The sequence below is a fragment of the Streptomyces ossamyceticus genome (genome assembly GCF_001418475.1).
Lineage (GTDB): Bacteria > Actinomycetota > Actinomycetes > Streptomycetales > Streptomycetaceae > Streptomyces > Streptomyces ossamyceticus.
The window spans coordinates 1-24122 of record NZ_LIQX01000048.1 but is presented as its reverse complement, the minus strand read 5'-3'; the positions used below and the strand labels follow the sequence as shown (position 1 = coordinate 24122).

19 protein-coding genes and 3 pseudogenes are annotated in these 24122 nt (G+C 72.0%); 5 read left to right on the top strand and 17 right to left on the bottom strand.

What is annotated here, in order from left to right; genetic code table 11:
* The 5 genes from AOK15_RS04570 to AOK15_RS04550 form a co-directional block, all read right to left on the bottom strand.
* Positions 1-2117, bottom strand: a 2117-nt coding sequence (locus AOK15_RS04570) for a glycoside hydrolase family 95 protein (protein WP_240508299.1), incomplete at its 3' end; no start/stop codon positions are given.
* A 97-nt stretch (positions 2118-2214) separates the two neighbouring features.
* Positions 2215-2712 carry a hypothetical protein gene (locus AOK15_RS04565; protein ID WP_055513004.1) on the bottom strand — a complete coding sequence of 166 codons (498 nt, stop codon included), beginning with the start codon at positions 2710-2712 and terminating at the stop codon, positions 2215-2217.
* Positions 2713-2788: 76 nt separating this feature from the next.
* Entirely contained in the window at positions 2789-3394 is a 606-nt protein-coding gene (locus AOK15_RS04560; protein ID WP_079058303.1) for a CGNR zinc finger domain-containing protein, read from the bottom strand.
* 97 nt (positions 3395-3491) lie between these two features.
* Complete coding sequence (locus AOK15_RS04555; protein WP_055513000.1) at positions 3492-4934, bottom strand: hypothetical protein; 1443 nt, start codon at positions 4932-4934, stop codon at positions 3492-3494.
* Between the two features lie 37 nt (positions 4935-4971).
* Entirely contained in the window at positions 4972-5442 is a 471-nt protein-coding gene (locus AOK15_RS04550) for a GtrA family protein (RefSeq protein WP_055512998.1), read from the bottom strand.
* A 98-nt stretch (positions 5443-5540) separates the two neighbouring features.
* Between AOK15_RS04550 and AOK15_RS04545 the strand changes: the two genes are divergently transcribed.
* On the top strand, positions 5541-6533 hold the full coding sequence (locus tag AOK15_RS04545) for a glycosyltransferase family 2 protein (protein WP_185093854.1): 993 nt from the start codon (positions 5541-5543) through the stop codon (positions 6531-6533).
* Positions 6534-6630: 97 nt separating this feature from the next.
* On the opposite strand, the gene AOK15_RS04540 is transcribed toward AOK15_RS04545, so the two are convergent.
* From AOK15_RS04540 to AOK15_RS04520, 5 genes are all read right to left on the bottom strand, one after another.
* Complete coding sequence (locus tag AOK15_RS04540) at positions 6631-6879, bottom strand: DUF397 domain-containing protein (protein ID WP_055512994.1); 249 nt, start codon at positions 6877-6879, stop codon at positions 6631-6633.
* Positions 6880-6961: 82 nt separating this feature from the next.
* Entirely contained in the window at positions 6962-8128 is a 1167-nt protein-coding gene (locus AOK15_RS04535; protein ID WP_055512991.1) for a thiolase domain-containing protein, read from the bottom strand.
* A complete protein-coding gene (locus AOK15_RS04530; protein ID WP_055512989.1) occupies positions 8125-9174 on the bottom strand; it encodes a thiolase domain-containing protein in 1050 nt (349 codons plus the stop codon). The genes AOK15_RS04535 and AOK15_RS04530 overlap by 4 nt, the downstream gene beginning before the upstream one ends.
* Positions 9171-10112 carry a Zn-ribbon domain-containing OB-fold protein gene (locus AOK15_RS04525; protein ID WP_055512987.1) on the bottom strand — a complete coding sequence of 314 codons (942 nt, stop codon included), beginning with the start codon at positions 10110-10112 and terminating at the stop codon, positions 9171-9173. Before AOK15_RS04525 ends, AOK15_RS04530 begins: the two co-directional genes overlap by 4 nt.
* Before the next feature lie 169 nt (positions 10113-10281).
* Positions 10282-11082: a crotonase/enoyl-CoA hydratase family protein gene (locus AOK15_RS04520; protein WP_055512985.1), complete on the bottom strand. Its 801-nt coding sequence runs from the start codon at positions 11080-11082 to the stop codon at positions 10282-10284.
* Between the two features lie 212 nt (positions 11083-11294).
* Here AOK15_RS04520 and AOK15_RS04515 point away from each other — a divergent pair, with 212 nt between their 5' ends.
* Together AOK15_RS04515 and AOK15_RS41695 are read left to right on the top strand one after the other, a co-directional pair.
* Positions 11295-12914: an acyl-CoA synthetase gene (locus AOK15_RS04515; protein WP_055512983.1), complete on the top strand. Its 1620-nt coding sequence runs from the start codon at positions 11295-11297 to the stop codon at positions 12912-12914.
* Between the two features lie 221 nt (positions 12915-13135).
* Positions 13136-13249: pseudogene (locus AOK15_RS41695) on the top strand (integrase core domain-containing protein); the annotation flags it as partial.
* Here AOK15_RS41695 and AOK15_RS46515 read toward each other — a convergent pair.
* The 3 genes and pseudogenes from AOK15_RS46515 to AOK15_RS04505 all read right to left on the bottom strand — a co-directional run bounded on the left by AOK15_RS46515 (position 13246) and on the right by AOK15_RS04505 (position 16015).
* On the bottom strand, positions 13246-13599 hold the full coding sequence (locus AOK15_RS46515; RefSeq protein ID WP_276206202.1) for a DUF6193 family natural product biosynthesis protein: 354 nt from the start codon (positions 13597-13599) through the stop codon (positions 13246-13248). The pseudogene AOK15_RS41695 and the gene AOK15_RS46515 sit on opposite strands and share 4 nt — an antisense overlap.
* A gap of 12 nt (positions 13600-13611) precedes the next feature.
* Positions 13612-14445: pseudogene (locus AOK15_RS04510) on the bottom strand (alpha/beta fold hydrolase); the annotation flags it as partial.
* Positions 14446-14515: 70 nt separating this feature from the next.
* Positions 14516-16015 (bottom strand): acyl-CoA synthetase, encoded by a 1500-nt coding sequence (locus tag AOK15_RS04505; protein WP_055513010.1) that lies wholly within the window; start codon positions 16013-16015, stop codon positions 14516-14518.
* Between the two features lie 229 nt (positions 16016-16244).
* Here AOK15_RS04505 and AOK15_RS04500 point away from each other — a divergent pair, with 229 nt between their 5' ends.
* On the top strand, positions 16245-18662 hold the full coding sequence (locus AOK15_RS04500) for a penicillin acylase family protein (RefSeq protein WP_055512981.1): 2418 nt from the start codon (positions 16245-16247) through the stop codon (positions 18660-18662).
* An 82-nt stretch (positions 18663-18744) separates the two neighbouring features.
* Positions 18745-19563 carry an SAM-dependent methyltransferase gene (locus AOK15_RS04495; RefSeq protein WP_055512978.1) on the top strand — a complete coding sequence of 273 codons (819 nt, stop codon included), beginning with the start codon at positions 18745-18747 and terminating at the stop codon, positions 19561-19563.
* A 3-nt stretch (positions 19564-19566) separates the two neighbouring features.
* Here AOK15_RS04495 and AOK15_RS04490 read toward each other — a convergent pair whose 3' ends face one another.
* The 4 genes and pseudogenes from AOK15_RS04490 to AOK15_RS44830 form a co-directional block, all read right to left on the bottom strand.
* Positions 19567-21147, bottom strand: coding sequence for an acyl-CoA synthetase (locus tag AOK15_RS04490; protein ID WP_079058301.1), 1581 nt, complete (start codon positions 21145-21147; stop codon positions 19567-19569).
* Complete coding sequence (locus AOK15_RS04485) at positions 21144-22256, bottom strand: NAD(P)H-dependent flavin oxidoreductase (RefSeq protein WP_055512976.1); 1113 nt, start codon at positions 22254-22256, stop codon at positions 21144-21146. The genes AOK15_RS04490 and AOK15_RS04485 overlap by 4 nt, the downstream gene beginning before the upstream one ends.
* 78 nt (positions 22257-22334) lie before the next feature.
* Positions 22335-23282 (bottom strand): hypothetical protein, encoded by a 948-nt coding sequence (locus AOK15_RS46510; protein ID WP_240508298.1) that lies wholly within the window; start codon positions 23280-23282, stop codon positions 22335-22337.
* A pseudogene (locus tag AOK15_RS44830) lies at positions 23279-24122 on the bottom strand (serine/threonine protein kinase); the annotation flags it as partial. The gene AOK15_RS46510 and the pseudogene AOK15_RS44830, both read right to left, overlap by 4 nt.

Here is a 24122-nt window from a genome sequence, read left to right as displayed (position 1 = left end):
CCGTCGATCTGGAACGGGGGGTGGGTGTCCCAGAGGTTCGGCAGTGTCGACGACTTGAGCTGTTCGCCCAGCATCCGGTGGGCGTGGTCGCCGTCGCGGAGCCGCGCCCAGAAGTTGATCTTCCAGGCCTTGGACCAGCCGGTGCCGCCGTCGCCGCGCGCCGAGAGGGAGACCTTCGCCGCCTCGGCCCAGGCGCTGCCGGGTTCGATCTGGCGGCCGGGGTGGAGGGCGAACAGATGGGAGACGTGGCGGTGTTCGTCGTCCGGGTCGTCGAGGTCGGCCTTCCACTCCTGGAGTTGCCCCCACGAGCCGATGCGGAGCCCGGGGTCCAACCGCCTTAGTGTGTGGGCGAGTTGTTCACGGAACGCGGGACTGTCGTCGAGGACGCGGGCGGCTTCCAGGGTGTTGGTGAACAGGTCGTGCACGATCTGCTGGGACATGGCCGCGCCCGCCGTGAAGTCGCCGTGCTCCGGGGAGTAGCTGGGCGTCACCACGAGGGTGCCGTCGCGGGGGTCGGTGCGCAGGTTGTCCAGCCAGAACTCGGCGACCTCCTTCATCACCGGGTAGGCGGTGGAGCGCAGATACCTGGTGGAGCCCCCGAAGCGGTAGTGCTCGTACATCTGCTGGGTGAGCCAGGCGGCGGCCTCGGGGAACCAGAAGGCGGTCGCCCAGTCGTGCACACCGGTGAAGCCGTACGGGTTGGTCTCGTTGTGGACGACCCAGCCGCGTGAGCCGAACATCTCCCGCGCGGTGCGCCGGCCGGGCGCGCGCAGCGCTTCGACGAAGCGGTCGTAGGGGGCCGTCGTCTCGGCGAGGTTGGCGGCTTCGGCGGGCCAGTAGTTCATCTGGATGTTGATGTTGGTGTGGTAGTCCGCCGACCAGGGCGGGTTGGTGCTGTTGTTCCAGATGCCCTGGAGGTTCGCGGGGAGGGATCCCGCGCGCGAGGAGGCGATGAGGAGGTAGCGGCCGTACTGGAAGTACAGGGCTTCGAGGGCGCGGTCGGCGGGGGTCGTGCCACCGGTGTACGCCGCGAGCTGTTCGTTCGTGGACGTGTCCGGTGCCTCGCCGCCGAGGTCGAGTGCCACGCGGTCGAAGAGGGCGCGGTGGTCGCGGACATGGCGGGAGCGCAGCTTCCGGTACCCCTTGCGGAACGCCTCGTCGACCGTGCCGGTGACGGTGGCGTGCGGGTCGTCGCCCCGGTAGTCCGGGTAGGTGTCGGCGTAGTCGGTGCCCGCCGCGAGGACGAACCAGACGCTGCCCGCGTCGGTGACGGTGAGGGTGCCGTCGGGGTTCGCGGTGAGGGTGCCACCCGTGTGGGCGACACGGATCTGCGCTTCGAACTTCATCCCGTTGTCGGCGAGTTCACCGCGCACCGTGATCCGGTCGCCGTTGGCGGTCGCGGTGAAGTCGGAGCGGGGCGAGGTGTGGCGCAGGGTGACGGTGACACCTCCGGTGAGGCGGCCGACGAGGACACCGTCGGGGTGGGAGGCGAAGAACTCCCGTGTGTGGCGCCGCTGTCGGTGCGTGTAGGTCACGCTCGCCACCGCTTCGCGCAGGTCGAGGCCGCGGCGGTAGTCGGCCGGGACGGTGTCGGGGGCTCCGGGTAGGTCGAGGCGGAGGTCGCCGAACGTCTGGTGGTGGCCGTAGCCGACGCGCCGCTGGCCGAGCCGCGCGGTGACGGCGTCGGGGGCGACCTTCGTCTCGGCGTCGATGCGGTCCTGGACGGCGGAGATCGCGCCGGGGCGGGGCTCGGTCCAGTTGCCGTGGTCGTAGCCCTGGGCGGAGCCGGGGCCGCCGGTCCACAGGGTCTTCTCGTTGAACTGGAGCCGCTCGGAGGCGAGCGCGCCGAAGACGGTGGCGCCGAGGGCGCCGCCGCCGATGGGCAGGGCCTCGCGCTCCCAGTCGGCGGCAGGGGCGGTGTACCAGAGCGTGAGGGGCGCCTGTCGTGGTTCCCGCGCCTCGTGCGGGGCCTGCCGTGCCTCGGACTCCGATCCGGACACATCGGAGGAATCAGCGGCGCTTGCGGACTGCCCTAAGGGTCCTGCGGCCAAGGTGAACGCGCTTGCACCGGCCAAGGCAGTCTTCAGGGTCTCTCTGCGGGAGATCTCAGGGGGCATGCCCCGGACCGTAATGGTCCGATCACTCGGTCAACAAGAGGCATGACAAAACCCGCGGACGGCGCGTCCGCGGGTCGGTCGGGGGCCCGGCCGGGGGTCAGCCCTGCTGGAACAGCTCCGCGGGGAGCGGCTTCAGCAGCGCGTACAGGTCGTCGGTGATGGGGCGGTCCCAGGCGGCGATGGTCACCAGGACGTTGTCACTGCGGTCGAACTGGACGCAGGAGATCCGGGACTCGGAGAGCTTGAGGCGGCGGACGATCAGGAGGTTGTCGCCCTGCATCACCGGCATGTCCTCGGTGCCGACGACGGTGATGTCCTCCTCGTTCTCCAGCGCCAGCAGCAGCTGGGCCACCTCGAAGGGGATCTCACCGTCGGCGACCTCGCGGGCCGGGGAGCCTTCCGGGAGGTTGCCGATGATCATCGCGGGGCCGCGGCCGCCGTACAGGTCGTAGCGCAGGAAGACGCCCTGGCAACTTCCGTCGGGTGCGGGCAGCAGGCCCGCGCCGAGATTGCCCGGCCAGTCGCCCGGGTCCATGGCCAGTACGTCGAATTCGGGCCCGGCAGGGGTGGCACTGCGGCGGCGGAGGAAGGACATGTCGCCATGGTACGTGTCCGAAGGTGGTCGGTGCCGGGTGGGCGAGACGATTCCCGGGACGGAGGGAAGGTGCTCGTCACCGGCCGGTGGACGCCTTGTGGCGCTCGTGGTGGCGGGCCACCCGGGCCCGGTTGCCGCAGGCCGGTTTGCACCACTCCTGGCGGGGGTGCTCCTTCAGGAAGTAGCGCACACAGCGGGGTGCGTGGCAGGCCCGCAGCCGCTGCCGTTCGGGGCTCGCGAGGAAGGCGATGGCGGCCCGGGCGAGGGCCGCGGTGAGCGGGTCGCCGCCGGTCGAGGGCTCCTGGCGCAGGACGGGGTCGCCGCTCGGGGACCAGGTCAGCACCGGGACGGTCGGGGCCTGGGCCGCGGCCCGGTTGAGGTGCTCCAGGGCTTCGGGGAGGGGTAGCAGCCGGGCGGCGTCGGCCGGGCTGGGCTCGGCGGGGCTGACGGCACGGGCGAACAGGGCCCGGACGGCGCCCCGCAGATCGCGTACGGCGGCGAGGGCGATCTCGTCGGCGGTGAGTCCGGCGGCGCCCGGCAGGAGATCGGCGTGGGCGCGGACCCAGGCGGTGAGTCCGGCGGGCTCGGCCAGGTCGTCGGCGACACCGCCGTCGCCGTCGTGGCGCACGGTGAGGGCGAGGTCGAGGGCGAGCCGCGCGTCCGTGCTGATCGAGTACTCCATGGTGTTAATGATAGGTGAGTCGACATCCATTAGATCGAGTCGGCGTCCCGTTCCTTCCACTCCGTCCGGCGCAAGGCGTGCACGCCGCACGGGGATGTCACCGCGGCTGGTGCTGCTCCTCGGGGTCCGCCGGGTGATGCGCCGTCACGGCACCGGCCGCGGTCACGGCGGAGCCGGTGCGTGCGGCGTCCGAGGCGGCCGGGGCGGAGGCGGTGGGGCGGCGGTCCAGCCAGAGCAGCAGAAGACCGAGTGTGCAGGCGAGCGCCGACCAGTAGACGTAGCGGTAGTTCGTCGCCGGCATGATGGGCAGGTACCCGAGTACGTAGACCATCGCGCTGACGCCCAGCGCCCGGATGGGCAGGGAGAACCGCCCCCTGCCGGGGCGGACGGTGAGGAAGAGGGCGACGGCGAGCCAGAACCAGCCCCGGAAGAGCGGCCGGAGATCCGCGCCCATGCCCCCGATGTACGCGCCGAGGCCGGCCTTCAGCCGGGGGTGGGCGACCTCGATGCCGAGGTCGTTGGGGAAGACCCCCGCCTGGTACGGGTAGCCGGTCTCGAACAGCAGGCCGGCGAAGAGCCGCAACCGGTACTGGAGATAGCCGGGAGCGTGGGAGCCCATCTCGCTCAGCCACAGCGAGGTGATGCCGTCCGCGTCCCTGGCCATCCCGTCCGGCCGGCGTTCGTAGCAGGCCCAGTAGGCGTCCGAGAGGGCGCCGACGCTGCGGCACTTCTCCGCGGCCGCGACCAGGCGGTTCCTGAGGTCCTGCGGGACGTCCGCCGACCGCAGTTCCTCCACGGTCAGGACGTGGACCAGGTCGTCGAGCATGATCTGCGCGCCCTGGCGCGTCTCCACGGGATGCGCGATCCGGGAGATCGCGACGGCGGGCACGACGAGCGCGGCCACCAGCGCCGCCACGCACAGCGCCCAGGTACGGCGGCCGGGTGCGCGCCACAGCGCGAGAACCAGCAGGACGAACAGAGGGATCGCCGCGAGGAACACGTTCTTGCGGACGAGCATGGCGTAGGCGAGGAAGAGCACGCCCAGCCCGAACAGACCCCAGCGCATGGCGGGCGCCACATCGCGCCCCCGCAGCCGCAGTCCCACGAACGCCACCGCGCACGCGGCGAGCAGTGCGGCAGCCGCGTGGACGTCCTTCCACACCACACCGACGAACGTCAGTACGGGAGGAGTCAGCCCGATGCCGAGGACGGCGAGCGAACCGGCACGGCTCGCGGTCAGGTCCCAGACGCACCAGGCGACCATCCACAGCGCGCCCCAGAGGACGACGGACTGGAGGACGGCCATGGACGAGGGCGTACCGGTGACGGCGATGAGCGCGCGCCACACCAGGCTCAGCACGGGCGGGTGCCAGTCGGTGAGCGGTGTCTTTCCCGTCGCCTGCCGGAGCTGCTCGAGGCTGTCGGGACTCATGTACCCCGGGGCGAACACGACGGTCGTGCCCAGGCAGCACACGACGGCGACAGCGGCCAGCCCCCAGCTCCAGAGCTTTTCACCCTGAAACCGCACAATTCGTCCCATGCGGCGGATGCTAACAGCGGCAACGAGACCGTACGGATCAGGGCGCGACGAAGACGTAGCGCCGGTAGGCGAAGAAGCGGAACAGGGTGGCGAGGACCCAGCCGAAGACGCGCGCGACGTTGTCACTGAGCACCGAGTCCAGGCCGAGCAGGTGCCGTGAGGCGTAGATGGTGCCCGCCGTGATGGCGACGCCGACGAGGTTCGCCAGCAGGAAGAGGACCAACTCCTGGGTCAGCTTCTCGCGATGCCGGTGGCGGTAGGTCCAGTAGCGGTTCCCCGCCCAGCTGAGGAGCGCGGCGGCGCCCGTCGCGAGGACGGACGCCTGGACGGGCAGCTCCCGCATCACCCCGCCCTCGGGGCCGCCGGGCAGCCCGAACACCAGCAGGTTGTAGCCGCCGTTGTCCACGACGAAGGCCAGCGCCCCGACCACCCCGAACTTGGTGACCTCGCGCCAGACACCCCTGACGGCGTCACGCGCACGCAGCGTCACAGACGCGAGGACCGACACCCCGGGAGAGTATCGACACGGCGCGCCCCCGCTTCCCGGACGCGCCCATATCGCATGATTTCCACCTCATGTGTCGCCAATGCGGACAGGGAGTGGACATGCCACCGACGATCGCGTGTGTCGTGCCGTGTCACAACGAGGAGGCGGCCGTCGGCAAGGTGGTGCGCGACCTGAGGGCCGCGCTCCCGGAGGCGGACATCTATGTGTACGACAACGCCTCGACCGACCGGACCGTGGAGGTCGCCCGTGAGGCGGGCGCGATCGTCCGGGAGGAGCGGCGCAAGGGGAAGGGCAATGTCATCCGGCGCGCATTCGCCGATGTCGACGCCGACGCCCTGCTCATCATCGACGGCGACGACACCTATGACGCGTCCCGGGCGCGGGACCTGGTGGACCTGCTCTTCGAGGGGCCGTACGACCAGGTGGTGGGGGCACGCCGGGAGACGGTCAGCGCCGCCTACCGGGCAGGACACGCGTTCGGCAACAGACTGCTCACGGGCGTCGTGGGGTCCCTGTTCGGCAACGACGTGACGGACATGCTGAGCGGGTACCGCGTCTTCTCGCGGCGCTTCGTGAAGTCCTTCCCGGCGCTCGCCCGCCAGTTCGAGACCGAGACGGAGATGACCATCCACGCGCTCCATCTCCGGCTTCCCACGGCCGAGCTGGAGGTGGACTACCGGGTCAGGCCCGCCGGGAGCGAGAGCAAACTGCGCACCTTCCGGGACGGCTGGCACATCCTGCGGGTCATCCTCGATCTGGCGCGGCGGGAGCGACCCTCGCTCGTCCACACCGCGGTCGCCGCGCTGCTGGCTCTCGTCTCGGTCGTCCTCGGCATCCCCGTCATCGCCGACTTCATCCGTACGGGCACGGTCCCGCGCATCCCCACGGCGATCCTCGCCGCGGCGGTCATGACGATCGCGGCGCTCGTCCTCCTGGTCGGGTACATCCTGGAATCACTGATGCACATGCGTCAGGAGCAGTCCCGGCTCGCGCATCTCGCGTACGCGGCGCCGACCCGCTCACCGCGCTACACCACGCATCACGTGGGGACCGGCCGGGTCCGCGTGCGGAACGTCTCCGGCGGCCTGTGACCTGCCCCGACCACGACCGCCCCGGCCGACGAGGGTCGGGGGCGGGCAGGTCGGTGAGCGGTTCGGGCGCCCACCGACGGCCGTCGTCGGGGAGGTTCTAGGTCAGGTCGAACTCGCCCTCCCTGGCCCCCGACACGAAGGCACCCCACTCCGCGGGGGTGAAGATCAGCGAAGGGCTCTCGGGGCGGCGGCTGTTGCGCATGGCGATGAAGCCCTCGACGAAGGCGATCTGGACGTCTCCCCGCCCTCGGCTGCTGGACCGCCAGTCCGCGTTGCTCAGGTCGAGCTCCGCCGGCTTGCGCCAGCCGTCGAGCGATCGCTGCTGCTCCATGGTGCTCTCGGCCACGTCCGTGCTCCTCCCGGTTCGTCGTCCGCCCGCCAGACTAGCGATCGGTCCCCGCCGCGGACAGGCCACGTGAGGAGGAGGTTCAGGAGGTGGGCGGCTCGGCGCCGACCAGCCACATCGCGAAGAACTGCGAACCACCGCCGTAGGCGTGCCCGAGGACGCGTCGGGCGCCGTCGACCTGGTGCTCCCCGGCGAGGCCCCGTACCTGGAGCGCCGCTTCGGCGAAGCGGATCATCCCGGAGGCGCCGATGGGGTTGGTGGACAGCACCCCGCCGGACATGTCGACGGGCAGGTCGCCGTCGAGTTCGGTGACGCCCGACTCGGTGAGCTTCCAGCCCTCCCCCTCGGCGGCGAAGCCGAGGTTCTCCAGCCACATCGGCTCGTACCAGGAGAACGGCACGTACATCTCCACCGCGTCGATGTCCCGGCGCGGATCGGCGATGCCCGCCTGCCGGTACACGTCGGCGGCGCAGTCGCGGCCCGCGCGTGGCGACACGCAGTCCTTGCCGGCGAACAGGGTCGGCTCGCTGCGCATCGCCCCGCCGTGCATCCACGCGGCGGGCCGGGGCGCGCGGGCGGCCCCCGCCCGGTCGGTGAGGACCATCGCGCAGGCCCCGTCGGAGGACGGGCAGGTCTCCGAGTAGCGGATCGGGTCCCACAGCATGGGGGACGCCTGGACCTTCTCCAGCGTGATGTCGTGCTCGTGGAGATGGGCGTAGGGGTTCTTCAGGGCGTTGCGGCGGTTCTTGTACGCGACGAGGGAGCCGACGGTGTCGGGGGCGCCGCTGCGCCGCATGTACGCGCGGACGTGCGGGGCGAAGAAGCCCCCGGCGCCGGCCAGCAGCGGCTGCTGGAAGGGGATCGGCAGGGACAGGCCCCACATGGCGTTGGACTCGGACTGCTTTTCGAACGCCAGCGTGAGGACGGTGCCGTGGACACGGGCGGCGACCAGACTCGCGGCGACCAGCGCGGTCGATCCGCCGACGGAGCCCGCCGTGTGCACCCGCATCATGGGTTTGCCGACCGCGCCGAGCGCGTCGGCGAGGTACAGCTCGGGCATCATGACGCCCTCGAAGAAGTCGGGCGCCTTGCCGATGACGACGGCGTCGATGTCGGCCCACGTCAACTCGGCGTCGTCGAGGGCGCGTCGGGCGGCCTCGCGGACGAGTCCGGCGATCGACACGTCCCGCCGGGCCGCGACGTGCTTGGTCTGGCCGACGCCTATGACGGCCACGGGCTCCTTGCTCATCGGGGATCCCCTTCGAGTACGGCGACCAGGTTCTGTTGCAGACAGGGCCCGGATGTGGCGTGGGCGAGGGCGCGGTCCGACTCGCCCCGGTGGATGCGGGCGGCGGACTCGCCGATGCGGATCAGCCCGGCGGCCATCACCGGGTTCGCGGCGAGGGCGCCGCCCGACGGGTTGACGCGCACACCGTCGTCGAGTCGCAGCGCCTCGCGCAGGACGATCTCCTGGGAGCTGAACGGGGCGTGCAACTCGGCGGTGTCCACGGGGCGTTCGAAGGCTCCGGCGCGTTCGGCGGCGAGGCGGGTGGAGGGCGAGTCGGTGAGATCGCGGACGCCGATGCCGTGGGCCTCGATGCGGTGGTCGATGCCCCGGATCCACGCGGGCCGCTCGCACAGGTCCCGGGCCCGCTCCCCCGCCGCGAGGATCACGGCGGCGGCCCCGTCGCCGATGGGCGGGCAGTCGCCGGTGCGCAGCGGCCGTACGAGGTACTCGCCCTGCGACACCGAGCCCCTGAGCTGGGCGTGGGGGTTGGTCTCGGCGTCGGCGCGGCTGCGGGCGCCGACCGCGGCGAGGGCCGGCTCGTCGGCGCGGCCCGTGTCGATGAGCGCCTGTGCCTGGAGGGCGGCGAGGGCTACGGAGTCGGGCCACAGGGGTGCCACGTAGTACGGGTCGAGCTGCCGGGTCAGTACGTCGCGTACGGAGCCGGGTGAGGACTTGCCGTAGGAGTAGACGAGGGCGGTGTCGGCGTCGCCCGTCTGGAGTTTCACCCATGCCTCGTACAGGGCCCAGGCGCCGTCCATCTCCACGTGCGACTCGGAGATCGGGGGCCAGGCGCCGACGCCGTCGAGGGCGAGGGTGAAGGAGAAGGCCCGGCCGGCGAGGTAGTCGCTGGACCCGGAGCAGGTGAAGCCGATGTCGGCGGTCTTCAGCCCGGTCCGTGCCAGGACCTCGTGCAGCACCGGCATGAGCATCTCCACCTCGGAGGACTCGTCGCTGGTGCGGCGGTGGTCGGTCTGGGCGAAGGCGACGACGGCGATCTCCCGGTTCACAGCAGCTCCTTGTACGTGTCGTACGCGGTGTCCGGCTCGCCGGTGGGCCGGTAGTGGTCGGGGTAGCGGCCCCCCTCCGTCCAGACGGGTTCGACGCGCAGCCCCATCCGCACCTGGTCGTAGGGGATGCCGGCGATCCGGCCGTGCAGGGCGAGGTCGGCGCCGTCGAGGGCGATGTGGGCGTAGACGTAGGGGACTTCGATGTCGAGGTTCTTCGCCTTGATGTTGACGATGCAGAACGTGGTGACCGTGCCGCCGGGGCCGACCTCGACCTGCTCGGCCGTGGCCACGCCGCAGGTGGGGCAGGCACCCCTCGGCGGCACGTACACCTTGCGGCAGGACGGGCAGCGCTCGCCGACCATGCGGCGCCCGGCGAGGGCGTGCAGGTATCCGGTGGTGGCGCGGCCGGGCGAGTAGGTGTAGTCGAGGCGGGCCGGTGCGACGATCCCGGTCACTGCGTCGGTGAACTCGCCGCTGTGGCCCGCCGGTTCTGCGCGCTCCCCGTCGTACGGCTCGAAGCAGGCGATGTCGGTGATGGCGCCGGTGCGTTCCCCGGCCCACCGGACCCGGACACGCATCCCGGTGTGCACGGCGTCGGGGCCGGGGGCGTCGAGGGCGTGCAGGAGGGCGGTGTCGGCGCCGTCGAGCCGTACGAGGATCCAGGCGAACGGGGTGGCCAGGGGCTGGCCGCGCCGGGGGGCGTGGTTCCAGGCCCAGGTGGTGACGGTGCCGGTGGGGGCGACCTCGACGAGGTCGCGGATCTCCTCGGCCGTGACGGGGTCGTACTCGACGGGTGGGACGAGGGTCCGTCCGTCGCCGGTGCGCACGCCGAGGATCACGCGTTCGCGCAGCCCGGTGAGGAAGGCGCTCTGCACGGGTCCGAGGGATCGGGTGAAGGGGAACTCGACGGTCAGGGGTGCCTTGAGGACTGCGGACATCGGCGGGGTTACTCCTTCGGAAAGGGGGCGACGCGTCCGGGGCGCGGGAGTGAACTTCCAGGCGGCTCCACCGCGGGGTGCGAGCGGCCGGGCATTCGACGCGGCTGCACCGTGGGGCGCCGAGCGGCCGGGGGCGTCCGCGGCCGGGAGCCGCCCCCCGGCGGGACGCTCACGCCCGTTTGTAGACGGGGGGCCGTTTCTCGGCGAAGGCGCGGGCCCCTTCCTTGGCGTCGTCCGTGTCGAAGACCGGCCATCCCCGTTTCAGCTCGGCGGCCAGTCCGTCCGTCTCGCTCATCTCGGCCGTCTCGTACACGGACGCCTTGACGGCCTCCACGGCGAGCGGGCCGCACGCGTTGATCCGCTCGGCGATCTCCAGGGCCTTCGCCAGGGCGTCGCCCTCGGGCACGACATGCCCGATCAGTCCGATGCCCGCGGCCTCGTGGGCGGAGTAGGGGCGGCCGGTGAGCAGCATCTCCAGCGCGTGGGTGCGGGGGATCTGCCGCTGGAGGCGGACCGTGGAGCCGCCGATCGGGAAGAGGCCGCGCCGCACCTCGAAGAGGCCGAAGGTGGCCGACTCCCCCGCGACGCGGATGTCCGTGCCCTGGAGGATCTCGGTGCCGCCCGCGACGCAGGGGCCCTCGACGGCGGCGATCACGGGTTTGCGGGGCCGGTGATGGCGGAGCATCGCCTTCCAGTGGAGGTCGGGGTCGGCCTTGAGCCGCTCCCGGTGCTGCTCGCCCTCCATGCCTCTGCCCGCGAGCGCCTTGAGGTCCATCCCGGCGCAGAAGGAGCCGCCGGAGCCGGTCAGGACGATCGAGCGGACCTCGTCGTCCGCGTCGGCGGCGAGCCAGCCGTCGTACAGGCCGACGAGCATCGACAGTGAGAGTGCGTTCTTGGCCTCGGGCCGGTTGAGCGTGAGCACCAGTGTGGCGCCTTCACGCCGCACGGTGAGGTGTTCCGTGCCACCCATCGCTTCCTCCCGTGGGGCAGGGCGAGAACAGGTTCCGTCTGCGGAACGAGAACAGGTTGCAGGAGGCGCGGAGCCAGTACAAGAGTTTTCTGACAGTCAGTCAGATTTCTTCTGCGCGAGCCCTTCACAGTCACGGCCCCCTTTGCTCTGATGACCGGCAACCGACGGATGGCAGCCACCCGCCAGGCGCGCCCGGGGTCAGGAGGAGCACGGTGGAGTACAACCTTGCCGACCTGTTCGAGTCGGTGGTCGACGTCGTCCCGGACCGGGCGGCGCTCACGTATCTCGACATCCCCGGTACGGGCGCGGACCGGCGGCTCACCTACGCGGAGCTGGACGCGGCGGCGAACCGGATCGGCCACCATCTGCTGGACAGCGGGCTGCGGCCCGGTGAGCACGTGGGTCTGCATCTGTACAACGGCGTCGAGTACCTCCAGACCGCGCTGGGCTGCCTCAAGGCGCGGCTCGTACCGGTCAACGTCAACTACCGCTACGTCGAGGAGGAGTTGGTCTACCTCTACCGCGACGCGGATCTGACAGGCCTGGTGTTCGACGCGGAGTTCGGCGGGCGCGTGGCGAAGGCCGTGCCGCGGACGGAGAAACTGCGGCATCTGGTGCGGGTGGGGACCCCCGCGCCGGACGCGCCCGACCTGCCCGCGACCGACTTCGCCGACGCGGAGGCCTCCGGGTCCGCCGGGCGTGGTTTCCCGGCCCGCTCGGGCGACGATCTGTTCATCATCTACACCGGCGGCACGACGGGCATGCCCAAAGGTGTGATGTGGCGTCAGGAGGACCTGTTCTTTTCCGGTTTGGGCGGCGGGGCACCGACCGGGGAGCCGGTGAAGGCACCGCAGGAGCTGGCCGAGCGAGTCGCGGCGGGCGGTGACGGGATCACCTTCTTCCCCACCGCGCCCCTGATGCACGGCACGTCGACCCTGACGGCGTTCATCGGCTTCAACTTCGGCCAACGCGTCGTCATCCACCGCAAGTTCGCGCCCGAGGAGGTACTGCGGACGATCGAGCGGGAGCGGGTCACCAGTGTGTCGCTGGTGGGCGACGCGATGCTGCGTCCACTGATCGACGCGCTGAACGGCCCGATGAAGGGCACGGACTGCTCGTCGCTGTTCAGCGTGTCGTCATCCGGCGCGATCATGTCGGAGACGGTGCGCCGACAGTTCCAGGCCCTGGTGCCGAACGTGATGCTGCTCAACAACTTCGGCTCGTCGGAGTCCGGCTTCAACGGCACGGCGACCGACGACTCGGGGGCGGGCGACGGCTTCAGGATCCGCGTCCACGCCCGTACCCGGGTGGTGGACCCGGCGACGTACGAGCCCGTCCCGGCCGGCGTGCCGGGCCGGGTCGCCCAGCGCGGCCATGTGCCCCTCGGCTACTACAACGACCCGAGGAAAACCGCCGAGACCTTCTTCGAGAAGGACGGCGAGCGCTGGGTGCTCCTCGGTGACATGGCGACCGTCGACGAGGAGGGCGTGGTCACCGTCCTCGGCCGGGGTTCGCAGTGCATCAACACCGGCGGCGAGAAGGTGTACCCGGAGGAGGTCGAGCAGGCGCTCAAGGCCCACCCCGATGTGTACGACGCGCTGGTCGCCGGGGTGCCGGACGCCCGCTGGGGCAACCATGTGGCGGCCGTGGTCCAGCTCCGCGAGGGCGCGGCCCGCCCGACCCTGGAGGACATCCAGACCCACTGCCGCACCCGCCTCGCCGGGTACAAGATCCCCCGCCAGCTCGTCGTCACCGACGCCATCCAGCGCTCCCCCAGCGGCAAGGCGGACTACCGGTGGGCCCGGTCGGTGGCGGTGTCGGCGGACGGGTGAGCAGCTTGGGCCCCGCCGGGCGGGGTGGCTGCGGCTGCGGCTGCGGCTGGGAGCGTGTCCGAGTGGTGGGCAAGCGGCCCGCCGGCCGTGATCGGGGGACCGGTCGCGGCCGTCCTGTCGGCACCTGTGAGGCTGGGGCTGGGGCCTGACCGGCTGGTCAAGCCGGGCAGGGTGACGAGTCCGGCGGCACGTTCGCGCCCTACACCTCAGATGCCGAACGCCCGGCATCGTTTGCCGACTGGCTGGACCGGTACAACTACCACCGACCCCACACCGGCCTCAGCGGCCACACACCAGCCAGCCGCGTCACCAACCTGTCCGATCAGCACACCTAGATCGAAGGGCCGGGGGCCGACTCCGGCCACGGCCCTTCGACGGCGGGTCCGCAGTCGTCCGGCAGATGGGCGACGACGACCGCGGCGGCCTCCTCCGGGGTGGCCGTCTCACCGAGGATCTCGGCGGACCGGGCGGCGTACACCACATAGCCGGTGAAGCCGGTGGCGATGTGAGGAAGGTCGTTGCTCCAGGGGAAGTCGGTGTTGCGGTGGAAGAACAGGGCGCCGTGGCTGGGGAACGGGTACAGCCCGCGGAGCCTCGGCTCGGCGAACGCCGCCTCGATCACCTCGGGACAGCCCCGGCGCGCCTCGGGGTGCCCCTCCCGCAGCATGCGCCAGGTCCGCTCCACCACCGACTCGTCACCGCCGAGGAAGGTCGTGACGCGGCGTACGAACCACTCGGGGTCGTCGAGCCAGGGGAAGTGCCCGGCGCCGGGCTGGATCGAGTACTCCCCTTCGGGGAAGAGGCCGGCCGCCTGCCGGACGAGCCGCGGGGTCGGGCCGGTGTCGAGCGCGCCGCCCAGGTGGAGGACGGGGGCGGTCAGTTCGGTGAGGGCGGCTCGGGTGGCCTCGGGGTCGTACGCGCCGGCGGAGCCGTAGGCGTCGGCGGCGTCGTCGTTGGTCTGCGCCACCTCGGCGGCCATGTGGGCCTCGGCGGCGGCGTCCCAGCGGCCGTAGAAGAACGGCATCATCGCGTCGTCGAAGGGGCCGCGTCCGGTCCAGGCGGCCTCGAAGTGCGGGTACGCGTCGGCGAACCAGGGCTCGTCCTCGCGGAGGCGGGCCGCCGCGAGCCGGTCCTCGACGGTCACCGGCAGGCCCAGCGCCCAGGGGGTGGCGGTGATCAGGGCCAGTCGGGAGACCCGGTGCGGGTGGCGGGCCGCGTACAGCGTGGCGAGGTTGCCGCCGGCCGAGTGGGCGAGGACGTCCACGCGTTCCAGGCCCAGGTGCGCGCGCAGGGCCTCCACGTCGTCCACCTGCCGGTCGCACCGGTACGTCGCCGGGTCGGCCGGGACCGCCGAGTCGCCCGTGCCGCGCAGGTCCAGCAGGATCAGGCGACGGTGGGCGGCGAGTCCGCCGAGGTCTCCCAGGTAGGCGGAGGCGCGCATGGGGCCGCCGGGGAGGACGATCAGCGGATCGCCCTCGCCGCGCACGTGGTAGGCGAGTTCGGTTCCGTCGGGTGCGGTGAGGCGTGGCATGGAGTCGATCTTGCTGGCCGGGGGCGGTGCGGCGCAACGGGGTTCGAGGGGAACGGCTCGGGCGCGGGGCTCAGGGTCGCGCGTACCGGTCCCTCAGTTCCCGCTTGAGGATCTTCCCGCTCGCGTTGCGGGGCAGTTCGTCCACGAAGAGCACCTTCTTCGGTGCCTTGAAGTGGGGGAGCTTCTCCCGTGCGTGGGCGACGAGTTCGGCCTCCGTGACCTCGCCGCGGGGGACGACGACCGCGGTGACGGCCTCGATCCAGTGGTCGTCGGGCAGTCCGACGACGGCCACCTCGGCGACCCGGTCATGGGTGTAGAGGGCGTCCTCGACCTGGCGGGAGGCGATGAGGACGCCGCCGGAGTTGATGACGTCCTTGACGCGGTCGACGATGGTGAAGAACCCGTCGGCGTCGCGGACCGCGAGGTCGCCGGAGTGGAACCAGCCGTCGCGGAACGCGGCGGCGGTCTCCTCGGGCTTGTCCCAGTAGCCCTCGCACAGCTGCGGGGACTGGTAGACGATCTCACCGGGGGTGCCGTCGGGCACGTCCGCGCCCTTGTCGTCGACGACCCTGGCCTCGACGAACATGACGGGGCGCCCGCAGGAATCCATGCGGCCCCTGTGCTCGTAGGGGCCGAGGACCATGGCGAGGGGGCCGATCTCGCTCTGGCCGAAGCAGTTGTGGAAGGCGAGCTTCGGCAGGCGCTCCTTGAGGCGCTCCAGGACGGGCACCGGCATGATCGACGCCCCGTAGTACGCCTTGCGCAGGCCGCTGAGGTCGCGGGTGTCGAAGTCGGGGCGGTTCGACAGCGCGATCCACACGGTGGGCGGGGCGAACAGGCTGTCGGCGTCGCCCGACTCGACGAGGTCGAGGATCCGGTCGCCGTCGGGCGCGTCGAGGATGGTGTTGGTGGCGCCGACGGCGAGGTACGGCACCAGGAAGACGTGCATCTGCGCGGAGTGGTACAGCGGCAGCGAGTGCACCGGCCGGTCACCGGCGGACAGGTCGAGGGCGGTGATGGCGCTCAGGTACTCGTGGACGAGCGCGCGGTGCGTCATCATCGCGCCCTTGGGCAGGGCGGTGGTGCCGGAGGTGTAGAGCAGCTGGACCAGGTCCTCGGCCTTCGGCTCCTCGCCGTCGTACGGCTCGGTGGCGGCGAGCCGGGCGAGCAGTGAGTCGTCCGCGTCGCGCAGCGGGAGGGTGCGGGTCGCGTCGGGGAGGTTCCCGGCGAGGTCCGGGTCGGTGAGGACGAGGGTGCTGCCGGACTGGTCGAGGAGGTACGCCAGGTCGTCGCCGGTGAGGTGCTGGTTGACCGGGACATGGACGAGGCCGGCGCGGGCGGAGGCCAGGAACGCGATCAGATAGGCGTCCGAGTTGTGGCCGTAGGCGGCGACCCGGTCGCCCGGCCCCAGTCCGGTGTCGCGCAGGGCGCGGGAGGCGCGGGAGACGGCGTCGTCCAGTTCGGCGTACGTCCAGGAGCGGTCGCCGTAGCGGATCGCGACACGTGCCGGGGTCCGCCGGGCGCTGCGCCGCAGCACCCCGTCGACCGTCACATTGCGTCCAGCCGTCATGATCCGCCCCTTCGTCCACCGGTTCCCGGCGTGATCCTCGTTCGGCCGCGCGAGCGGGGTCAAGCGTGCCGCGCGCATGGCCGGATTCCGGTCCGCATGGCGTGAACCGGCTCAACTCCGGTGCCTGGTTCACGAGTCAACCAAGATGAAGATCAACGCACACCTGGACTACGTACGAACGCCCTGTCAGGCTCAACCGTTTCTTCCCCCATGACGTCGGGAGGCCCCCATGCGCACCCGTCTGAGACAGCTCGTCGTCTCGGCCGTCGCCCTGCTCACCGCCACGACCGCCTTACCCGCGGCCACCGCCGCCGACGGAGACCGCGGCGGCGGTCACCACCCCTCCCACGGCGGGCTGTCCGCCGTGATCCGCTACACCGAGTACGGCATACCGCACATCGTCGCCGAGGACTACGCGGACCTCGGCTTCGGCACCGGCTGGGCGCAGGCCGCCGACCAGGTGTGCGTGCTCGCCGACGGGTTCGTGACCGTGCGCGGCGAGCGGTCGCGCCACTTCGGGCCGGACACCGCGCCCGACTTCTCGCTCTCCTCGGCGACGAAGAACCTCACGAGCGACCTGTACTTCCGGGGCGTCCGGGACACCGGCTCCGTGCGGCGGCTGCTGGAGCGGCCCGCGCCGGTCGGCCCGAGCCGCGAGGTGAAGGAGCTGATGCGCGGCTGGGCGGCCGGGTACAACGCCTGGCTGAGGAAGAACCGGATCACCGACCCCGCGTGCAAGGGCGCGGCCTGGGTGCGTCCGGTGACCACGCTCGACGTGTTCTCCCGCGCGTACGCCCTGGCCGTCCTCGGCGGCGAGGGGCGGTTCGTGGACGGCATCACCACCGCCCAGCCGCCCGCCCCCGGAGCGGCGCCGAAGACCGCGGCACCGGACGCGAAGGCCGCCGCGCGGGCCGCGAGCGAGCTGTTCTCCACCGGCGACGCCGACATGGGCTCCAACGCGGTCGCCTTCCGCGGCGACACCACGGCGAACGGGCGCGGTCTGCTGCTGGGCAACCCGCACTACCCGTGGGCCGGGGGCCGCCGCTTCTGGCAGGCGCAGCAGACGATCCCCGGCGAGCTGAACGTCTCCGGCGGTTCGCTGCTCGGCTCGCCGATCACCCAGATCGGGTTCAACGCGAAGGTGGCGTGGAGCCACACGGTCGCGACCGGCACCCCGATGAACCTGCACCAGCTGACCCTGGATCCGGCCGACCCGACGACGTATCTGGTCGACGGCAAGGCGGAGCGGATGACGAAGCGGAGCGTCACCGTCGCCGTGAAGGACGGCAAGCCGGTCACCCGCACCCAGTGGTGGACCCGGTACGGGCCTGTCGTCACCTCACTGGGCAGTGACCTCGCGCTGCCGTGGACCGCCGGCACGGCGTACGCGCTGGCCGACCCGAACACGACGAACCTGCGGTTCGCCGACACCTCCCTCGGCTTCGCCAAGGCGCGCGGAACGGCCGACGTCCTGAAGGCCCTCGGCCGGCACCAGGGGCTGCCGTGGGTGAACACGGTGGCCGCGGACTCCGCCGGGCACACCCTGTTCACTCAGTCGCAGGTGCTGCCCCGGATCACCGACGAGCTGGCGGCGCGCTGCTCCACGCCGCTGGGACGGGCCACGTACCCGGCGGCGGGCGTCGCCGTCCTGGACGGCGCGCGGGGCGACTGCGCGCCCGGCAGCGATCCCGACGCCCTCCAGCCGGGGGTCTTCGGGCCGGCGAGGATGCCGACGCTGAAGGACGCCCCGTACGCGGAGAACTCCAACGACAGCGCGTGGCTGGCCAACGCGGACCGGCCGCTCACCGGCTACGAGCGGGTCTTCGGCAACCTCGGCACCCAGCGGTCGATGCGTACGCGCGGCGCGGTCGAGGACGTCGCGGCGATGGCCGGCAAGGGCGGGCTGACCGTGCGGGACCTGCAGAAGCAGCAGTTCGCGAACCGGGTGCCCGCGGCCGATCTGGCCGCCGACGACGTGGCGCGGGCGTGTGCCGCGCTGCCGGGCGGCACGGCGACGGGCAGTGACGGCACTGCCGTCGACGTGTCCGAGGCCTGCCGGGTCTTCGCGGCGTGGGACCGGACCGTGGACACCTCCAGCCGGGGCGCGCTGCTCTACGACCGGTTCTGGCGCAAGGTGACCCGCGCCGTGCCGAACGCGCAGCTGTGGAAGGTGCCGTTCTCGGCGGCCGACCCGGTGAGGACGCCGCACACGCTGAACACGGCCGCGCCCGGATTCGCCACGGCGCTCGCGGACACGGTGACGGAGCTTCGGACGGCGGGCATCGCGCTCGACGCGAGGCTCGGGGACCACCAGTTCGTCGTCCGGGGGGACCGGCGCATCCCGGTGCACGGCGGCACGGAGTCGCTGGGTGTCTGGAACAAGATCGAGGCGCCGTGGAACGCCGCCGCCGGCGGGTACGCCGAGGTGTCGTCGGGTTCCAGCCACATCCAGGCGGTCGGCTGGGACGGCAGCCGCTGCCCGGTGGCCCGCACCCTGCTGACCTACGGGCAGTCCTCGAACCCGAACTCCCCGCACTACGGCGATCAGACGCGGCTGTTCTCCGCCGAGAAGTGGGTGGCATCCCGGTTCTGCGAGAAGGACATCCGGTCGTCGCCGAAGCTCAAGGTGGTGCGCGTGAGCCAATGATCCGGGGAGGTGTGGTGCCGTCCCCCTGCGGGACGGCACCATGCCGTTGGCATATAACCCCTTCCCCGTAGGAGGCGATCCGGTGGCGCAGGACTCGTTACGCCCGGAGACCGACGCTCTCGCCAAGATCGACACGACGGTGCCGCACTCGGCCCGGATCTGGAACTACTGGCTCGGCGGCAAGGACAACTACCCCGTCGACCATGAGGCGGGCGACGCGTTCCGCGCGGTGTTCCCCGGCATCACCGACCTCGCCCGTGACTCCCGCGCCTTCCTCGGCCGGGCGGTGCGCTTCCTCGCCGGTGAGGCGGGGGTGCGCCAGTTCCTCGACATCGGCACGGGGCTGCCGACGGCGGACAACACCCATCAGATCGCCCAGCGGGTGGCGCCCGAGGCGCGGATCGTCTACGTCGACAACGACCCGCTGGTCCTGACGCACGCACGGGCCCTGCTCACCAGCACACCCGAGGGCATGACGGACTACGTGGACGCCGACCTCCACGATCCCGCGACCGTGCTGCGCGAGGCGGCACGGACGCTCGACCTGACCCGACCGGTCGCGCTGACGATGATGCAGGTCTCCGGGCACATCGCGGACTACGACCGGGCCCGCGCCATCGTCGACACCCTGATGGACGCCCTGCCCTCCGGCAGCTGGTTCGCCTTCAACGACAGTGTCGACACGCACCAGGCCAACGCCGAGGCCACCCGGCAGTACAACGAGAGCGGCGCGGTCCCGTACTTCCTGCGCGGCCCGGAGGAACTCGCCGGGTTCTTCGACGGGTTGGAGCTGCTGGAGCCGGGGGTCGTCCCGCTGAACGACTGGCGCCCCGATCCGGCGAAGGGACCCGGCGGGTCCGGTGAGGCGATCGCGCTCGGTGGGGTGGCGCGCAAGCCGTGACGCTCACACGGTCCGCTGCCGTCCCTCCCAGTACGGTTCGCGCAGCCTCCGCTTGTAGAGCTTGCCGTTGGGGTCGCGGGGCATCGCGTCGGTGAAGTCGACGGTCTTCGGCCGCTTGTACCCGGCGAGTTCGCGGGCGCAGTGGGCGAGGATCTCCTCGGCGAGCGCGGCCCCGGGGGTGAAGCCGGGGGCAGGCTCGACGACGGCCTTCACCTCCTCGCCCCAGTCGTCGTGCGGGATGCCGAAGGCGGCGGCGTCGGCGACGGCGGGGTGGGTGAGGAGGGCGGCCTCGATCTCGGCGGGGTAGATGTTGACGCCGCCGGAGATGATGAGGTCGATCTTGCGGTCGCGGAGGAAGAGATAGCCGTCCTCGTCGAGGAGACCGAGGTCGCCGACGGTGAAGAAGTCACCGATGCGGTTCTTGCGCGTCTTGCCCTCGTCCTTGTGGTACGAGAATCCGCCGGTGCTCATCTTCATGTACACGGTGCCGAGTTCACCGGGCGGCAGCCGGTTGCCGTCGTCGTCGAAGATCGCGAGTTCGCTGATGGGCCAGGCCTTGCCGACGGTGCCGGGCTTCTTCAGCCAGTCCTCGGCGGTGGCGAACGCTCCCCCGCCCTCGCTGGCCGCGTAGTACTCCTCGACGCTGTGCCCCCACCACTCGATCATGGCCCGCTTCACATGGTCCGGGCAGGGGGCGGCGCCGTGGATGGCGTGCCGCATGGACGACACGTCGTAGCGGGCGCGCACCTCCTCGGGGAGCGCGAGGAGCCGGTGGAACTGGGTGGGGACCATGTGGGTGTGGGTGCAGCCGTGGGTGTCGATGGCACGGAGCATGCCCTCGGGGGTCCACTTGTCCATCACCACCAGCCGGTGCCCGATGTGCAGGGACGCGCCCGCGAACTGGAGGACGGCCGTGTGGTAGAGCGGCGAGCACACCAGGTGGACGTTGCCGTCGAACGGCCTGATACCGAAGATGCCGAGGAAACCGCCGAGATACGACTCCTCGGGGAGCTTGCCGGGCAGGGGGCGACGGATGCCGCGCGGGCGGCCCGTGGTGCCCGAGGTGTAGTTCATCACCCAGCCGAGGGTGCGGCCCTCGGGCGGGGACTCCGGTTGCCCGTCGAGGAGTTCGGAGTACGGGCGGAATCCCTCGACCTCGCCGACCGCGTACCGGTGGCTGCCGGGCAGGCCTGCCTCGTCGGCGGCGTGGCGCGCGGCCCCGGCGAACCGTTCGTGCGCGATGAGCACCTTGGCGCCCGAGTCGGCGACGATCCAGGCGATCTCCGGGCCCACGAGGTGGTGGTTGACGGGGACGAGGTAGAAGCCGGCCTGGCTGGCGGCGAGGTAGGCGGTGAGGAACTCGACGCCGTTCGGCAGGACGACGGCGAAGGCGTCGCCGCGTTCGAGGCCGGCCGCGCGCAGTCCGTGCACCAGGCGGTTGGCGGCGCCGTGCAGGCGTCCCGCGGTCCACTCCTCGCCGTCGGGGGCGACGAGCACCGGGCGGTCGGGGTCGGCGGTCGCCTGGGCCCAGAACCCCTGCGGGGCCTGTGCCTGTGCGGCGTGCTGCTGAAGGGCTCGGCTCACTGTTCCTCGCTCCTTCCGGCGATCCGGTTGACGCGGTCCACGGCCTGCTCGAAGCCACGGGTGAGGTCGTCGAAGACGGCCTGGACGCTGCGTTCGCTGGTCATGCGGCCGACGATCTGGCCGACCGGGGTGCCGAGCAGCGGCTCCACCTCGTACTTCTGGATGCGGGAGACCGCGTCGGCGACGAGCAGTCCTTGCAGGGGCATGGGGAGGGCGCCGGGGCCCTGCGGGTCGTCCCAGGCGTCGGTCCATTCGGTGCGGAGCTGGCGTGCGGGTTTGCCGGTGAGGGCGCGGGAGCGGACGGTGTCGCCGGAGCCGGCGGCGAGGAGCTTCTCGATCAGTCGCGGCGACGTCAGCTCGGCCTCGGTGGTGGTGAGCCACAACGATCCCAGCCACACGCCCTGCGCGCCGAGCGCGAACGCGGCGGCGATCTGCTGCCCGCTGCCGATGCCGCCGGCCGCGAGCACGGGCAGCGGGGCGACGGCGTCCACGACTTCGGGGGTGAGCACCATGGAGGCGATCTCACCGGTGTGGCCGCCGGCCTCGTAGCCCTGGGCGACGACGATGTCGATCCCGGCGTCGGCGTGCTTGCGGGCGTGGCGGGCGCTGCCGGCGAGCGCGGCGACCAGGACGTCCCGCTCGTGGGCGCGGTCGATGACGTCGGCGGGCGGGGAGCCGAGGGCGTTGGCGAGCAGTCGGATCGGGTAGTCGAAGGCGACGTCCAACTGGGTGCGGGCGACCTGTTCCATCCAGCCGGTGATGCGCCAGCCGGAGGCCTCGCCCTCGGCGAGTTCCGGGACGCCGTACTGGGCGAGGGTGTCCTTGACGAACTGGCGGTGCCCTTCGGGGATCATCGCCTCGACGTCCGCCTCGGTGACACCCTCCACCTTCTTGGCCGGCATGACGACGTCCAGCCCGTACGGCTTGCCGTCGACGTGGGCCTCGATCCAGTCGAGGTCGCGCTTGAGGTCGTCGGGGGCCGTGTAGCGGACCGCGCCGAGCACGCCGAAACCGCCGGCCCTGCTGATGGCGGCGGCGACGGCGGGGAACGGCGTGAAGCCGAAGACGGCGTACTCGACTCCGAGTTTTCTGCTCAGCTCCGTCTGCATGGTGCGCAGGATGCCGCAGTCCTCCGGACGAGGGAAGAGGTTTTCTGATGCACCGTCAGTTTTTGTGGGTCCGCGCGGTCACGGGCAGGCGTACGTGAAGCGCTTCGTGGCCCTGTGGTCGGTGGGGGTGAGGACGTGGAGGTCGACCCGGGCCGTCTGGCGGCCCTTTCCCTCGAAGGTCCACAGGAGGTGGAGCCGGGCCCTGGTCTGGCCCCGGACCATCACCTCACGCAGGACGCCCGACTCGGTGCCGTCGCTCCGGGTCCAGCGGTAGGTGAGGGTGCCGGGGCGGCCGTCGGTGGTGACCAGGCCGACGATGTCCACCGTCTTGTCGCAGCCCAGCACCGCCGGCCGGGCCTTGACCGCCACCGTGCGCACCTCGACGGAGGGGCCGAGACGCTGCCAGGCGAGGAAGGCGATGACGCAGAGCAGCACGAACGCGGGCAGCGCGTGGCGGCGCAGACGGCGTCGGCGCGGGGGCGCGGGGAGCGGCGGCAGCGTGGGCAGCGTCCGGTGGGTGCGCTGCGCGACGGTGGCCGTCACACCGGGGCCGAAACGGAGCACGGTGCCGTCGGTGCGGTCCGGCTGCGGCAGCGGCGCCTCCCCGCCGGACGGGCCGACCAGCGTGGTGTCCGGCCTCAGGAGGGTCGTGTCCGGCTTGACGAGGGTCACGTCCGGTTCGGCTGGTGTCACGTCCGGCTCGGGTCGCGTGCTGTCGGGCTCGACGAAGGTGCCGTCCGGGCCGAAGGCGACGAGGGCCGCCCCGGCAGGGGTGGCGTCCCGCGGTTCCCGCGGTTCCGGACGGGTGGTGTCCGGCTCGACCGGCGTCGTCTCGGGCTCGATCAGCGTCGTGTCCGGGTCGGGTCGCTGGATCCACTGGCTGCCGAGGACGGTGGCGCTGTAGTCGGGGTCGTCGTAGCCGGACGCGTCGTGCGGGGCGGGGCGGCCGGCGGTGTCGAGCACCTGGGTGTGCTCGCCGTCCTGGGCCTCGGCGGACGCGGGGTCGCGGTCGTACGGTGCGGTCATCTGATCTCACACTGCCTGGTCAGGAGTTGCTGCGAGGCACCGCCGTCGGCGGAGGCCGGAGTGGTCGTGGCCCGCACCGCCCAGTAGCAGCCCTTGCCCTGGAAGGTGTGGACGACGGTGAGGGTGTACGTGCCGGCTCCGCTGCGCTGGAACGTCTGGGCGGCGCCGTCCGGGGCGAACTGCCGGATCTCGCCCGACAGCCACGAGACGGTCAGGGAGAACGGCCCGGTGCCGTCCGTGGTGATCTGGATCGTCGCGGTGGCGGTCGTCAGGCCCGTCTGCCGGAAACCCGTCACCGTGATGTCCTTGACGGCGGGCGCGCTCGGGGCGCTGGGCGACGCGCTCGTCGGAGTGGCCTCGGTGGTCGTCTCCGTCGGCGGTGTCGACTCCGTCGTCGGCGGAGCGGTGGTGTCGGACGGGGACGGATCCCCCGTGTCGGTGCTCTCCGACGCCGAGGCCGAGGCCGACGGGCTGGTGGACTCGCCGGGGGTCGTCGACGCCGAGGCCGAGGACGAGGGCGTCCCGGTCGGATCGGCGGTCCCCGACGCCTCGGCACCGGGGTCGATGCTGGTGGTGGCCAGGGCCTGCGCCGCCTCCTGCGGAGTCACCGGTGTGTGCTGCACGCCGTAGGTGAGGAACGCGCCCAGGAGCAGCGCGGCGCCGGACACCGCGAGCCCCGGCCGGCCGGGGCGCCACGAGCGGGCCCAGTCGCGGCGCGGTCCCTGGCTCAGGACGGTGCGGGCGGTGTCGGTGGTGGTCTCCGGGGTGCTGCGGGCCGAGGGCAGCAGCAGGGCCAGCAGCGCCACCAGCGCGGCGAGCCGGCCACGGCCGCGTTCCTCC

Coding starts and splice junctions, on each gene's coding strand:
- AOK15_RS04560 (WP_079058303.1), bottom strand. CDS start 3,394: ATGGAGTACTCGATCAGCACGGACGCGCGGCTCGCCCTCGACCTCGCC.
- AOK15_RS04565 (WP_055513004.1), bottom strand. CDS start 2,712: ATGTCCTTCCTCCGCCGCCGCAGTGCCACCCCTGCCGGGCCCGAATTC.
- AOK15_RS04545 (WP_185093854.1), top strand. CDS start 5,541: ATGCCACCGACGATCGCGTGTGTCGTGCCGTGTCACAACGAGGAGGCG.
- AOK15_RS04525 (WP_055512987.1), bottom strand. CDS start 10,112: ATGTCCGCAGTCCTCAAGGCACCCCTGACCGTCGAGTTCCCCTTCACC.
- AOK15_RS46510 (WP_240508298.1), bottom strand. CDS start 23,282: ATGACCGCACCGTACGACCGCGACCCCGCGTCCGCCGAGGCCCAGGAC.
- AOK15_RS04535 (WP_055512991.1), bottom strand. CDS start 8,128: ATGAGCAAGGAGCCCGTGGCCGTCATAGGCGTCGGCCAGACCAAGCAC.
- AOK15_RS04485 (WP_055512976.1), bottom strand. CDS start 22,256: ATGCAGACGGAGCTGAGCAGAAAACTCGGAGTCGAGTACGCCGTCTTC.
- AOK15_RS04500 (WP_055512981.1), top strand. CDS start 16,245: ATGCGCACCCGTCTGAGACAGCTCGTCGTCTCGGCCGTCGCCCTGCTC.
- AOK15_RS04505 (WP_055513010.1), bottom strand. CDS start 16,015: ATGACGGCTGGACGCAATGTGACGGTCGACGGGGTGCTGCGGCGCAGC.
- AOK15_RS04555 (WP_055513000.1), bottom strand. CDS start 4,934: ATGGGACGAATTGTGCGGTTTCAGGGTGAAAAGCTCTGGAGCTGGGGG.
- AOK15_RS04520 (WP_055512985.1), bottom strand. CDS start 11,082: ATGGGTGGCACGGAACACCTCACCGTGCGGCGTGAAGGCGCCACACTG.